Origin of the sequence: Paraburkholderia sp. XV (assembly GCF_020177535.1) — a bacterium.
Classification (GTDB): Bacteria; Pseudomonadota; Gammaproteobacteria; order Burkholderiales; family Burkholderiaceae; genus Paraburkholderia; species Paraburkholderia caribensis.
Window position 1 is genome coordinate 1 of sequence record NZ_JAGUUD010000169.1, and the last position, 12,930, is coordinate 12,930.

Genomic DNA, 12,930 nt, shown 5'->3' on the forward strand with positions numbered 1-12,930 from the left:
CCCGCACAGGGGCGACGCGTGAAGCGAGCTAACGAATCGCGGATGCCAGCGCAAAGGCTAAAACACCAAACCTTGACGCATGAAGCACGAAGGCATAGCGCGTAAGCCAGCGCACAGCAAAAGCAAAGCAATCCACGCCCAAGTGTCAAAGACAAAAGTCAAAGACAAAAGTCAAAGACAAAAGTCAAAGACAAAAAATCACCCCTTCGAATCCCGCTCAACAATCCACTCATGCCGGGGATCATTCTTGAAATGCCACGTACGTGTAGGCCCAGCCATGACATTAAGATAATAAGAGTCATACCCATAAGGCACGACGACAGGATGATACCCACGCGGCACCATCACGACATCGTGATCCTCAACCGCGAGAGACTCATCGATATCCCGCTCATCGGTATACACGCGTTGAAACGCAAACCCTTGCGGCGGACTAAGCCGATGATAATAAGTCTCTTCAAGAAAGCTTTCCGCAGGAATATTGTTGGTATCGTGCTTATGCGGCGGATAGCTGGACGAATGCCCACCCGGTGTGCGCACCTCGACAACCAGCAGCGACTCAGCAGGCTCAGTCTGCGGAAGAATATCGCAAACATACCGCGTATTCGCGCCCTTGCCGCGCACGGACCGCTTCATCTGAGAAGACTCGATCAGCCGCGCAGGATACTCTCCCCTGGCAGGCGCACTGGCCACACCCACCTCCGCGCGCCGATTGGCACGAACAGTCGTCCGCACACCAGGCGGCAAATAAACCGCCACAGGCGCGCTGTCCTCGAACACGCTGTCACGCGAGCCAAGCCCCGTCCACGTCTGCGCATCCGTTTCGATATCGACGGCACCCGCCATCACGACAATACACACTTCGCGCGACGCTTCCAGCACGTGCACGACCTCGTTCGCTTCCATCCGGTAAGCGGCGAAGCCAACATATTTCCAGCCCGCTGATTCGGGCGTCACGCGCGCGATCGTCTGGCCTTCGCGCTGCGCCTTCACGAGCAAACTCATGCTGCCTCCTGTGCGACATCGAGCGGCGCATCGACGAGCGTGCGCAGCGTGCGATAACCCTTCTGCGCATAAGCATACGACGGCGCGACGGCCGGGTCCTGCTCCGCCTCGACCACCAGCCAGCCGCGATAACCGTGACGCTTCAACGTATCGATGATCGCGGAAAAATCGACGGCGCCGTCGCCGGGCACCGTGAACGCGCCCGCAATCACCGCGTCGAGAAAGCTCCAGTTGCGATTGCGCGCGAGCTTCATCACGGCAGGGCGCACATCCTTGCAATGCACGTGACACACACGGCCGACATGCCGGTTGAGCACCGCCAGCGCGTCGCCGCCCGCAAACGTAATGTGTCCCGCGTCGAACAGCAGGCCGACGTCGTCGCTAGTCAACGCCATCAGGCGGTCGACGTCGGCGGGCGTTTCGACATACGCACCCATGTGATGGTGATACGCGACGCGCACGCCCTTGCTCAACGTATAGCGCGCAAACTCATTTAGGCGTCTTGCGTACGTGCTCCATTGCACATCGGTGAAAAAGCGCGGCCTTTGATAAAGCGGCAACGGCGAGCCCTGAATCGTGTTGTGCACTTCCCCGTAGACCATCACCGTCGCGCCGTTCTTCGCGAGCAGCTCCAGATGCGAATCGGCGGCCTTGCACTCGTCCTCGATGCTGCGGCTGAAATCCGCGAGCCGCCCCGAATACCACCCGGACACGAGCGACAAATCATACTGTTTGAACAGCGCCTTCAACGCCTCGGGCTCGCGCGGAAACTTGTTGCCAAGCTCGAACCCCTGATAACCGATCTCGCGTCCTTCCGTGAGCGCGACGTCGAGCGGCGTCTCGCCGCCGAGGGACGGCAGATCGTCGTTCATCCACGACAGCGGATTGATGCCGATGCGTACTTCGAACTGACTCATGTGCGCTTCCTCACTCGTTGTCTTTGCCACGCGCGCTGATATGCGCTTCGTAATCGGCGCGCGCCTTGCGCACGCCTTCGCGCTGCGACACCTCCGGCACGGCGACTTCCCACCACCAGCCGCCTTCGTCCGTGGTGCGCGCGGCGTCGGTGTCGATGCAGACCAGGTACGTGCGGTCCGCAGCGCGAGCGCGCTGCATCGCCGCTTCGAGTTCCTGCACGTTCGCAACGTGCTCGGCCTGCGCACCCATCGCGCGCGCGTGCGCAGCGAAGTCGATATGCGGCGCACCAGGCGCGCCTTGCACGCAGTCGTCGAACATGTTGTTGAACGGCGCGCCGCCGCAGGCCTGCTGCAAGCGGTTGATGCAGCCATAGCCGCGATTGTCGAGCACGACGACGATCAGCTTCGCGCCCAGCATCACGGAGGTGGCGATCTCGCTGTTCATCATCAGATAGCTGCCGTCGCCGACCATCACGATCACTTCGCGCTCGGGCCGCGCAAGCTTGGTGCCGAGTCCGCCCGCGATCTCGTAGCCCATGCACGAATAGCCGTACTCGACGTGATAGGCACCCGGACGTCCGGCGCGCCATAGCTTGTGCAGTTCGGCGGGCAGCGTGCCCGCCGCGCAGACCACGATGTCGTCCGTCGTGGAGCGCGTGCTCGATCGCTGCACCGCGCCGATCACGTCGGCGTCGTAGGGAAGGACGCGCTTGCCTGCCACGTCTTGCGGTGCGTGCGTGAGCTTCTGCACGATGTCGCGCCATTCGCCTGCGCGCTGCTGCGCACGCGAGGTCCACGCCGCATCCGCCCGCCAGCCTTCCAGGCGCGACGACAACGCATCGAGCGCGAGCCGCGCATCGGCCTGCACGATGCAGCCGCGATGCTTGATGGCGTCGAACGCATTCGCGTTGATGCCGATCACCTGCGCCTGCGTGAAGAGCGTATTCGAGCCCGTCGTGAAGTCCTGCAGACGCGTGCCGACCGCGAGCACGCAATCGGCGTCGTGGGCGATGTCATTTGCGCCGGGCGATCCCGTCACGCCGAGCGAGCCGAGATTCAACGGATCGTCCCACGCGAGCGCGCTCTTGCCCGCCTGCGTCTCCGCAACGGGAATGCCGTATCGCGTCGCGAACGCTTTCAATGCATCCGTCGCGCGGCCATAGAGCACGCCGCCGCCGGCGACGATCATCGGCTGCTTCGCGTTGCGCAGCATCGCCAGCGCTTCATCGAGTTCATGCTCGACGGGCGCGGGCGCATGCAGCTTCACCACGCGCGGTGCGAAGAAACCGGCCGGGTAGTCGTACGCGGCGGCCTGCACGTCTTGCGGCATCGCCAGCGTGACAGGACCGCACAGCGCGGCATCCGTCAGCACGCGAATCGCGCGCGGCAAGGCGTTGAGCAGTTGCGCCGGATGCACGATGCGGTCGAAGTAGCGCGACACGGGCTTGAACGCGTCGTTGGCGGAAATGCCGCCGTCGTGGAAGTCTTCGACCTGCTGCAACACCGGGTCCGGCGCGCGGGATACAAAAACGTCGCCGGGCAGCAGCAACACGGGCAAGCGGTTCACATGCGCAAGCGCCGCCGCCGTGACGAGGTTCGTCGCGCCGGGACCGATCGAGGTCGTGACGGCCATCATCCGCCGCCGGAAGTGCGCCTTCGCGAACGCGATCGCGCTGTGCGCCATCGCCTGTTCGTTGTGCGCGCGATAAGTCGGCAGTTCGTTTCGATACTGATAGAGCGCCTCGCCGAGGCCCGCGACATTGCCGTGCCCGAAAATCGCGAACACGCCGCCGAAGAGCGGCTCGGTGCCCGTGCCGTCTTCCGTTTCGACGCGTTGCGCGGCGAGATAGCGGACCACGGCCTGCGCGGCCGTCAGACGGATGGTGCCGTCCGCCGATACCTGCGCCGCCGTTTCAGACGAGGTCGTCACATCGTGATGCAACGCACGTTGGTTCATGCTGCCTGCTCCTGACGGATGGTATGCGAGCCCGCCGCATGCGCTGTACCACGGCTTTCGCGCCACGAGCGGATCAGCGTTTCGAACGTGCGGCGCACCCGCGCGATCACTTCGTCGTCGTCGATCTGGCCCGCGAGCCATGCCTGGCTCGCCTCGTAATGGATCGTGCGGCCGACGGTGAAGCCCTTGCAGGCCTTCGATTGCGCAGCGGCACGGAAGCCTTCGATCATCTGCTCGACCGGGGCCGACAAGCCGAGCAGCACGACGCCGCGGCAGTACGGATCGCGTTCCTGGATCAACGCATCGACGGCTTGCCACTGCGATGCTTCCATCGGTTCGAGCTTCCACCATTCCGGATAGATACCGATGTTGTAGAGCCGCTTCAACGCGCGATAGACGATATCCGGGCCTGCGGGCAAGCTCTTCGGCGGAATCACTTCGAGCAGCAGTTCGTGGCCGGATTCCTGCACGGCATCGTAGAGCGCGCGCAGTTGCGCTTCCTGTTCGATGCGCTGTTCGATCGGCTCATCGGGATGAAACTGGACGAGGCACTTCACCACGTGCTCGCGCGGCCAGCTCGCGAGCGTCGTGCCGATCGAGCGCCCATGATCGAAGACGAGCGGCACGGAGCCCGGCAATTCGACCGGCCTGCCGATCCACCAGCCACGGCCCGTCGCCGCGTTGAGCGCGTCCTGGCCGTAACGGTCGTCGATCAGCACCGCGGTCTTGCCTTGCAAGCCGAGCGCTGCTTCCGTTTGCGCGACGGCTTCGACGAACAGGCTCTTCAGCTTCGAAATGCGCGACAGGTCCGCGCCTGTCTGCTGCGCGAGTTCGAAGAACTGGTTGCGGTGATCGAAGGCGAAACCGAGCACTTCGTCGTAGGTCTTGCGTGCAGGCGTCACGCGATGCAGGCGTGCGAGCGTCGCGTCGCGATCGGGGCGGCGCATGCGCGCCGGGTCCGCTTTCGCTTCCCGCAGGAAGTAATCGAGTTCGGCGGGCGTCGGCATCGCGGGTGCGCAGCCGTGACGCGACACGACCAGCGCGCCGCTCGCGTTCGCCGCGCGCGCGCAGGCTTCGAGCGGCTCATCGCGCAGCCAGCCCGACAGGAAGCCGGAAGCGAATGCATCGCCCGCGCCGAGCACGTTCAGCACTTCGACTTCGACGCCGCCTTGTATGGGCGCATCGTCGATGGAAGCGGGCACGTCGCCGTCGAAGATCTGGCAGCCGAGCGGCCCGCGCTTCACGACGAGCGTCGCGGGCGTCACCTTGCGGACTTCCCTGAGGCACTCGATCAGCGAGTCCTTGCCGCCCGCGATCCGAAACTCTTCTTCAGTGCCGATCACGAGATCGAAGAGGGGCAGGATGCCTTGAAGGTGGGCGCTCACGCTGTCGTTCGCGACGAAGCGCGTTTCGCCGTCGGCTTTGCCGGTGAGTCCCCACAGCACCGGGCGATAGTCGATGTCGAGCACGGTGCGCACGTCGTTGCTGCGCGCATAGTCCAGCGCGCGGCGGCTCGCGCGGTTCACCTGTTCCGTCGAGAAGTGCGTGCCCGTGATCAGCAGCGCTTTCGACGACGCAATGTAGGCCTCGTCGAAATCTGATTCGTCGACGGCCATGTCCGCGCAGTTCTCGCGATAGAAAATCAGCGGGAACGTGTCGCGGTCTTTCAGGCCGAGCAGCACGAGCGCGGTCAGCCGTTCGTGGTCGGTGCGCACATGGCTGACGTCGCAGCCTTCCTTCGTCAGCGTCTCGGTGAGGAAGCGGCCCATGTGGTCGTTGCCGACACGCGCGAGCATCGATGCATTCAGGCCGAGCCGCGCGCAGCCGAACGCGATGTTCGCCGACGAGCCGCCCAGATACTTCGCGAAGCTCGCGACGTCTTCGAGGCGCGAGCCGACCTGCTGCGCGTACAGATCGACGGCGAGCCGGCCCAGACAGACGATGTCGCGGCTGCGGCCCGCTGCGAAGCGGCTCGCGTTCTGGGGCGTGGGTTGATTGGTAAGAGCCATGAGTGTGTCCTGAGTGTGCTGGCACAGATGCGTGCGAGATCCGGGCTGTGCATGGGACCAGAGTAGGGCGCTAAAGCGCCGACTCTGGTCGACAGATGATCAAATCGTCGCGCCTTCGAGTTCGCCGATCATCTTCTGCATTTCGGCGCCGCCCGCCATCATGTCGAGCACTTCGTCCTTCGTAATGGTTTCTTTCGTGTACGTGCCCATCGACTTGCCCCGGTTGAGCAGCGTGAACGAATCGCCGATCGGATACGCGTGATGCACGTTGTGCGTGATGAAGATCACGGAGATGCCCTTCGCGCGCGCCTTGTGAATCAGCTTCAGAACGTTGAAGCTCTGCTTCACGCCGAGCGCGGCCGTCGGTTCGTCGAGAATCAGCACGCGGGCACCGAAGTGAATGGCGCGTGCAATCGCGAGACACTGCCGTTCGCCGCCCGACATCGTGCCGATCGGCTGATGCGGGTCGCGCACGTTGATGCCCATTTCGGCGAGCTTGTCGCGTGCGATGCGCGCGCTCGTGTCGAGGTCCATCACGTTGACGAGACCAAACAGCTTCTTCTGCGGCTCGCGTCCCATGAAGAAGTTGCGCGCCACGGACAGCAGCGGCACCAGCGCGAGATCCTGGTACACGGTCGCGATGCCCATATCGAGCGCATCGCTCGGCGATTCGAACAGCACTTTCTTGCCGTCCACGAGATAGTCGCCAGCAGAGGGCTGATGCACGCCCGCGAGCGTCTTGATGAGCGTCGATTTGCCCGCGCCGTTGTCGCCCAGCAGGCAGTGCACTTCGCCGCGCCGCAGGCGCAGCGTGACGCCCGAGAGCGCGATTACCTTGCCGAAATACTTGCTGACGTTTTCGAGCGACAGGATGACGTCGTCTTGGCTGAGAGTGTCGGACATGGTCGTCTCCCGATTACGATTGCGCGACGCGACGGCGCACATAGTGGTTGAACAGCACCGCGATCAGCAGCATCACGCCGAGGAACACGCGGAACCAGTCCGAACTGACATTCGTATAGGTGATGCCGATCTGCACCACACCGAAGATCAGCGCGCCGAAGCACGCGCCCACCACCGATCCATACCCGCCCGTCAACAGCGTGCCGCCAATCACCGCGGCGATGATCGCCTCGAATTCCTTTTGCAGGCCACGGTCGGCAGCGGCGGAACCGATGTCGCACACTTGCAGCACGGCGAACAGGCACGAGCAGAACGCGGTCAGCACGAACAGCGAGATCTTCACGCGGCGCACGGGCACGCCGACGTTCTTCGCAGCGTTGGCATCGCCACCGACCGCGAGGACCCAGTTGCCGTAGCGCGTCTTCGCCAGTACGAACGCACCGATTGCCGCAAGTGCGAACCACCACAGCACGACTTTCGGAATGCCCGGCACGAGCGGCTGGCCGTTTTCGAGCAGCGAGCCGATGCCCATGTGCGCGAGACTCGTGAACAGTCCACGCAGCGCCACGCCATGGAACAGGAAGTTGGTCACGGCATCGGACTGGGCGAGATCGCCGACGCCGGAGATGATCGTGCGGTCCGCGACCATGATCGACAGCGCGAGCGTCAGGCCTCGCAGGATGAACAGGAACGCGAGCGTCACGATGAACGACGGCAGGCGCGTGCGCATCACCAGATAGCCGTTCAGTGCGCCAAGCGCCATTGATCCGGCGAACGCGAAAATGATCGACGCCCAGATCGGCCAGTGGAAGTAGACGGACGGAATTGCGACCATCATGCCCGCGAAGCCGATCATCGAACCGATCGACAGATCGAACTCGCCCGCGATCATCAGCAGGCACGCGCCGACGGCGAGGATGCCGAGATAGGCGGAGACCTGTGACCAGTTCATCACGCCGTCGAGGTTGAACATGCCCGAGCTGCCGGCCGTGAGGGCGAACACGAGGAATACGAGCACCGTGCCGGAGATCGCGGCAAACTCGGGGCGGTTCAGCAGATGCCCGAAGAACGATTCCTTTCTGATGCGCTCGTCGCTTGCCGCTGCCGGCTGGGGAGGTTGCGCTTCATTGCCCGTCGCGTCGTGACCATGCGATGGATAGTGTTTGCCGGCTACGCCCATGATGTCTCCTATGTCGGCTTTGCTGCGCGTTTCACTCGTGCGAGTGGCGAGAGGCGCAGAGAGCCGTTAAACGACGCGGTCGGGTCGCCCGACGATGGCGGCTGCATCTGCACCGGAAAGCGTGCAAAGGGCCGCCGGGGTCGCGCTGTGCTGGCGCGCCCGGTACCGCGTATGGCTGGCTAGAGGAAAGGCCGTTAGCGGTACTGGCCCGCGTACTTGATGACCTTGTCGATATTCGCCTTCGTGATGAAACCCGGACCGGAACGGATGTTCTTCGGCCCATACGACGGCTCGAGGCCGTAAGTTTGCAGACGTTCCTTGAACTTCGGATTGGCCTGCAGGATCTGCCGGATCTTCGTCGGATCGGTCGTGTGTTCCTTCTTCACGATCGCCAGCACGGCGACGGCGATATAGCCTTGCAGATACGGCTGCTGATCGATGGCGAACTGGATCGTGCCGTCCTGGATGCCTTTCGCGATGTCGTCCGAGAAGTCGAACGTGGCGAAGTAGATCTTGCCCGCGAGGCCCATCTGCTGCACGGCCTTGATGGTCGCCGAGGCGGGCGTCGGGCCGAGCGTCAGAACGGCACCCGTGTTCGGATGGTTGCGCAGATAGGCGCTCACCTTCGACTGGATCTCCGTCGGGTCCTGGCCGGAGTCGATGGTGGAGGTCTTGTAGTTCACGCCGAGCGCATCGGCAAAGCCGCGGCAGCGTTCGAACGACACCACGTTGGTCGCGAAGTGGTTCACGCACAGGAACGACTTCACGCCCGCGGCCTTGGCCTTTTCGCCCGCCGCCTTGCCTGCCACGTATTCGGGCTGGCCGATATGCATGATCGCGCCGAGCTGCGCGCTCTGTTCTTCCGTGCCGGAATTGATCGTGACGAGCGGGATCTTCTTGCCCGTGACCTTGCCGAGCGAACTCTTCAGCACGTCGAAGTCGGCGATGGTGACAATCACGCCGTCGTAGTTGCGCGCCGCGGCCTGTTCGATCAGGCGCGACATGTCGGCGAGGTCGCCGTTAGGCGGATTGCGGTAGTCGGTCTCGACGTTGAAATCCTCGTCGGCCTGCTTGATCGCATTCTTGATCGTGTTCCACCACGAATCCGAATCCGGCGCGTGGCTGATCAGCACGAACTTCGCGTCCGCGGCCTGCGCCGTCGACGCCGCCGTCATGGCGCCGATGCCTGCGGCCAGGGTCAGCGCTGCTGCCAGAACCTTGAACGAAGCCTTGCCATTGCAAAGTCTCATTGTCTCCACCTTTGTCTGTTCGTATTTGAGGGGAGCGTCTGACGCTTTGCGAGGTGATGCCGGTTCGGTGTTACGTCCGCAGTTGCGTCATCGCTCAGGACCAAGATTAGGCCAACTTTTCGAGACTTGCAATGAAAATTTCATGTCAAAGAAAAATGGAAAATCCATTCCATTTGCTTTCGGTTGTGCCTATACTCCGCAACGTCGGGACAGTGCATTGCCGTCCCCTGTCAGCCTTGCGGGACGGGATTTTGCGCTGCAAAAAAGTACACGGAAGCAGAGAGGTAAAGACCATGGCGGAAGACAGCACAGAAGAGTTGCCGAGCGTCGAAGAATTGATGCAGCGCATCGCGGAAAACTACGAATCGTTGCCACGTCAGTTGAAGAGCGTGGCGACCTATCTGGAGCAGCATCGATCGAGCGTGATGGTGGATCGCACCAGCGACATCGCGGCGAGTTGCGGCGTGCATCCGTCGGCCGTGGTGCGCTTCGCGCAGCGTTTTGGCTTCTCGGGTTTCTCCGATCTCCAGGCCGTGTTTCGTCAGGCTTACACGACGCAGGGCGCGTCGTCGCAGAGCTATCAGCAGCGCATCCGCAAGCTGATCGACGAAAAGCCAGGGCGGCTGTCGGGAGGCAGCGTCGCGCGCGAATTCGTGGCGGCATGCCGCGATGGACTCGACGAACTGGAAGGCTCGCTCGACGACGCGCAGTTCGACGCCGCCGTGAAGATGCTGCAGCACGCCGACAACATCTATGTGATCGGTGTGCGGCGTTCGTTTCCGGTTGCGAGCTACATCGTCTACGCGTTGCAGCACACGCCCAAGCGCGTGCATCTCGTGTCGGGCTTCGGCGGGATGTACCGCGAGCAGATTCGCAGCGTGAAGAAGGGCGACGTCGTGATTGCGATCAGCTTCGCGCCGTACGGTAAGGAGACGCAGCATTGCCTGCGCGTCGCGCATCATCATCAGGCAAAGACGCTCGTCATTACGGATAGCCAGCTGTCGCCGCTCGCGCGTTATGCGAGCACGCAGCTGTATGTGAAAGAGGGCAGCGCGTTTGCATTCCGCTCGCTGACCAGCACGATCTGCCTGTGCCAGGCGCTGTTCATCGCGCTCGCGTACAAGCTGGAATTGAACGTAGAAGAGTCGACAGACACTGGAGGATACGATGACTGATGTGGCAGGCAAGACAATCGACGTAGCGGTGTTCGGCGCAGGGCGCATCGGCAAGATTCATGCGTCCAACCTTGCGCGGCAGCCGGGTGTGCGGCTCAAGTACGTGGTCGATGTGAACCGCGATGCAGCGGCGGCGCTCGCGGCGCAATACGGCGCGCAGGTTGCGGATATCGACGGCGCGATGGGCGACGCGGCGGTGGGCGCGACCGTGATCTGTTCGAGCACCGACACGCACGCCGACCTGATCCTGCAATCGGCGGCGCAGAAGAAGCATGTGTTCTGCGAGAAGCCTGTCGATCTGACGCTGGAACGCGCGCGTGCGTGCGCCGATGCCGTCGCGAAAGCGGGCGTCGTGTGCATGATCGGCTTTCAGCGGCGCTTCGATCCGACTTTTGCTGCGCTGAAGGCGCGCATCGATGCGGGCGAGATCGGCACGCCGGAAATGCTCGTCGTGACGAGCCGCGATCCGGGCGCGCCGCCTGTCGAGTACATCAAGCACTCGGGCGGGATCTTCAAGGACATGCTGATCCACGACTTCGACATTTTCCGCTGGATCCTCGACGACGAAGCGGACACGCTGCATGCGACAGGCAGTTGTCTGACCGATCCGGCGATCGCCGATGCGGGCGATATCGATTGCGCGGCCGTGACGATCCGCACGAAGCGCGGGCGTTTGTGCCAGATCAACACGTCGCGGCGCGCTGCGTACGGTTACGACCAGCGTTTCGAACTGCTCGGCAGCGAGGGCATGCTGCAGGCGGGCAACGTGCGTCCGACGGAAGTCACCGCGTACTCGAAGACAGCCGTTTCCAGCGACGTGCCCGAGCATTTCTTCCTCGAACGCTATCGTGCTGCGTATGCGCTCGAAATCGCGCATTTCTTCGATGCCGTCACGCAAGGCAAGCCGGTGCGCACGACGGTCGCCGACGGCCTGAAGGCGCTTGAACTCGCCGAAGCCGCGACGCGTTCGTGGCGCGAAGGGCGCGCGGTCAAGCTGCACGAGGCAGTGTGATGGGCGGCCCGCTGCGTATCGGTGTGGTGGGGCTGGGGAGGCTCGGCAAGCGGCATGCGGAGAATCTCGCGTATCGCGTGCCGGGCGCGGCGCTGGTGGCCGCGTGTAGCCCCGTCGAGGAGGAGCGTGCGTGGGCGCGCGCCGCGCTGCCGGCGCCGCGTCTTTACGACGACTATCGCGCGCTGCTCGAAGACCGCGAGGTGGATGCCGTGTGGCTCGTCACGCCGTCGGCGCTGCACGCGCAGCAGATTATCGATGCGCTGCGTGCGGGCAAGCATGTGTTTTGCGAGAAGCCGCTGTCGCTCGATCTGGCCGAGTGCGAGCGCGTGATCGCGGAGGCGCAGCGCCATCCGCAATTGCAGGCGACGATCGGCTTCATGCGCCGTTTCGATCCGAGCTATCGCAACGCGTTCGAGAAAATCGAGGCGGGCGCGATTGGCCGGCCGTTCATGGTGCGCTCGCAGACGTGTGACCAGAACGATCCCAAAGGATTTTTCGTGCGCTTTGCGCCGACGTCGGGCGGGATCTTTCTCGACTGCACGGTGCACGACATCGATGTCGCGCGCTGGCTGCTCGGCATGCCGAAGGCGACGCGGGTGTATGCGAGCGGCGTGGTCGCGTTGCACGAGGGCTTGCGCGAGTTCGGCGACGTCGACAATGGCGTGGCGATCTGCGAGTTCGAAGGCGGGCGCATGGCGATGTTTTACGCGTCGCGCACGCTGGCGCACGGCAACGATACGGGCAGCGAGGTGATCGGGACGGCGGGGGCGCTGTATATCGGGCGCAATCCGCGCGCGAACCGTGTCGAAATCGCGGATGCGAGCGGGATTCGCAACGAGTGCACGCCGACGTTCTTCGACCGTTTCGAGGATGCGTTTTTGTGCGAGGCGCAGGCGTTCGTCGCGGCTGTCCGGGAAGGGCGGCAAAGTGGCGCCACGCTGGGCGATGCGATGGAAGCGACGCGGATTGGGTATGCGTTGCGCGAGTCGCTGACGAGTGGGCGGGCGGTCGATCTTTAAGGGTGGGTGCCCGGGTCTTCTGTACGGCTCGGGCGTGGATGTGGCGCTTGCGTTAAAATTTGGCGCTTCTGCATGAGCGCCGTAAATCGAGCACGAGCGCCACCTCACGAAGGTCGACTCCGATGGAAATTCAGATTCACAAGGAAGTGGATGCGCGCGGTCTGAACTGTCCGCTGCCCATTCTGCGCGCCAAGAAGGCGCTGGCTGATATGGAAAGTGGTCAGATTCTTAAGGTGCTGGCTACCGATCCCGGCTCGCAGCGGGATTTTGCTGCGTTTTCTAAGCAGACTGGGAATGAGATTGTTGAGGTGACGACTACGTCGGATAAGGTTTTTGTGTTTTTAATGCGGAGGCGGTAGGGGTTTTTTTGGCTTTTTGCCTTTTTGCCTGCGGCGCTTTGTTGTCTTGCTTCACGCGTCCCGCCTGTGCGTTTGCCTTTTCGCCGGCGTCCGCGTTACGTTAGCGTGCTTCACGCGTCGCCCCTGTGCGGGGCGGCACCTACT

11 protein-coding genes are annotated in these 12,930 nt (G+C 63.2%); 4 read left to right on the forward strand and 7 right to left on the reverse strand.

Annotated elements, in window-relative coordinates; translation table 11 throughout:
• Positions 1-198: 198 nt before the first annotated feature.
• The 7 genes from iolB to KFO72_RS38940 form a co-directional block, all read right to left on the reverse strand.
• On the reverse strand, positions 199-1,005 hold the full coding sequence (iolB, locus tag KFO72_RS38910; RefSeq protein ID WP_225034300.1) for a 5-deoxy-glucuronate isomerase: 807 nt from the start codon (positions 1,003-1,005) through the stop codon (positions 199-201).
• Positions 1,002-1,922 carry a myo-inosose-2 dehydratase gene (iolE, locus tag KFO72_RS38915; RefSeq protein WP_060601589.1) on the reverse strand — a complete coding sequence of 307 codons (921 nt, stop codon included), beginning with the start codon at positions 1,920-1,922 and terminating at the stop codon, positions 1,002-1,004. Before iolE ends, iolB begins: the two co-directional genes overlap by 4 nt.
• Before the next feature lie 10 nt (positions 1,923-1,932).
• Complete coding sequence (iolD, locus tag KFO72_RS38920) at positions 1,933-3,879, reverse strand: 3D-(3,5/4)-trihydroxycyclohexane-1,2-dione acylhydrolase (decyclizing) (RefSeq protein ID WP_225034301.1); 1,947 nt, start codon at positions 3,877-3,879, stop codon at positions 1,933-1,935.
• Positions 3,876-5,888 (reverse strand): bifunctional 5-dehydro-2-deoxygluconokinase/5-dehydro-2-deoxyphosphogluconate aldolase, encoded by a 2,013-nt coding sequence (locus tag KFO72_RS38925; RefSeq protein ID WP_224100417.1) that lies wholly within the window; start codon positions 5,886-5,888, stop codon positions 3,876-3,878. Before KFO72_RS38925 ends, iolD begins: the two co-directional genes overlap by 4 nt.
• A gap of 99 nt (positions 5,889-5,987) precedes the next feature.
• On the reverse strand, positions 5,988-6,791 hold the full coding sequence (locus KFO72_RS38930; RefSeq protein WP_054934264.1) for an ATP-binding cassette domain-containing protein: 804 nt from the start codon (positions 6,789-6,791) through the stop codon (positions 5,988-5,990).
• A 13-nt stretch (positions 6,792-6,804) separates the two neighbouring features.
• Positions 6,805-7,971, reverse strand: coding sequence for an ABC transporter permease (locus tag KFO72_RS38935; protein WP_054934265.1), 1,167 nt, complete (start codon positions 7,969-7,971; stop codon positions 6,805-6,807).
• Between the two features lie 194 nt (positions 7,972-8,165).
• Positions 8,166-9,221, reverse strand: a complete 1,056-nt coding sequence (locus KFO72_RS38940) for a sugar ABC transporter substrate-binding protein (protein WP_054934261.1) — start codon at positions 9,219-9,221, stop codon at positions 8,166-8,168.
• A gap of 293 nt (positions 9,222-9,514) precedes the next feature.
• On the opposite strand from KFO72_RS38940, the gene KFO72_RS38945 reads away from it, so the two are divergent.
• From KFO72_RS38945 to KFO72_RS38960, 4 genes are all read left to right on the forward strand, one after another.
• Positions 9,515-10,396 (forward strand): MurR/RpiR family transcriptional regulator, encoded by an 882-nt coding sequence (locus KFO72_RS38945; RefSeq protein ID WP_035990317.1) that lies wholly within the window; start codon positions 9,515-9,517, stop codon positions 10,394-10,396.
• Positions 10,389-11,408: an inositol 2-dehydrogenase gene (gene iolG / locus KFO72_RS38950; RefSeq protein WP_225034302.1), complete on the forward strand. Its 1,020-nt coding sequence runs from the start codon at positions 10,389-10,391 to the stop codon at positions 11,406-11,408. Before KFO72_RS38945 ends, iolG begins: the two co-directional genes overlap by 8 nt.
• On the forward strand, positions 11,408-12,427 hold the full coding sequence (locus tag KFO72_RS38955) for a Gfo/Idh/MocA family oxidoreductase (protein WP_225034303.1): 1,020 nt from the start codon (positions 11,408-11,410) through the stop codon (positions 12,425-12,427). Before iolG ends, KFO72_RS38955 begins: the two co-directional genes overlap by 1 nt.
• 128 nt (positions 12,428-12,555) lie before the next feature.
• Positions 12,556-12,786, forward strand: coding sequence for a sulfurtransferase TusA family protein (locus KFO72_RS38960; RefSeq protein WP_035537843.1), 231 nt, complete (start codon positions 12,556-12,558; stop codon positions 12,784-12,786).
• Positions 12,787-12,930: the final 144 nt, after the last annotated feature.

Excerpts from the sequence above, each read along its gene's own strand:
- iolB (WP_225034300.1), bottom strand. The coding sequence starts at position 1,005 with ATGAGTTTGCTCGTGAAGGCGCAGCGCGAAGGCCAGACGATCGCGCGC.
- iolE (WP_060601589.1), bottom strand. The coding sequence starts at position 1,922 with ATGAGTCAGTTCGAAGTACGCATCGGCATCAATCCGCTGTCGTGGATG.
- iolD (WP_225034301.1), bottom strand. The coding sequence starts at position 3,879 with ATGAACCAACGTGCGTTGCATCACGATGTGACGACCTCGTCTGAAACG.
- KFO72_RS38925 (WP_224100417.1), bottom strand. The coding sequence starts at position 5,888 with ATGGCTCTTACCAATCAACCCACGCCCCAGAACGCGAGCCGCTTCGCA.
- KFO72_RS38930 (WP_054934264.1), bottom strand. The coding sequence starts at position 6,791 with ATGTCCGACACTCTCAGCCAAGACGACGTCATCCTGTCGCTCGAAAAC.
- KFO72_RS38935 (WP_054934265.1), bottom strand. The coding sequence starts at position 7,971 with ATGGGCGTAGCCGGCAAACACTATCCATCGCATGGTCACGACGCGACG.
- KFO72_RS38940 (WP_054934261.1), bottom strand. The coding sequence starts at position 9,221 with ATGAGACTTTGCAATGGCAAGGCTTCGTTCAAGGTTCTGGCAGCAGCG.
- KFO72_RS38945 (WP_035990317.1), top strand. The coding sequence starts at position 9,515 with ATGGCGGAAGACAGCACAGAAGAGTTGCCGAGCGTCGAAGAATTGATG.
- iolG (WP_225034302.1), top strand. The coding sequence starts at position 10,389 with ATGACTGATGTGGCAGGCAAGACAATCGACGTAGCGGTGTTCGGCGCA.
- KFO72_RS38955 (WP_225034303.1), top strand. The coding sequence starts at position 11,408 with ATGGGCGGCCCGCTGCGTATCGGTGTGGTGGGGCTGGGGAGGCTCGGC.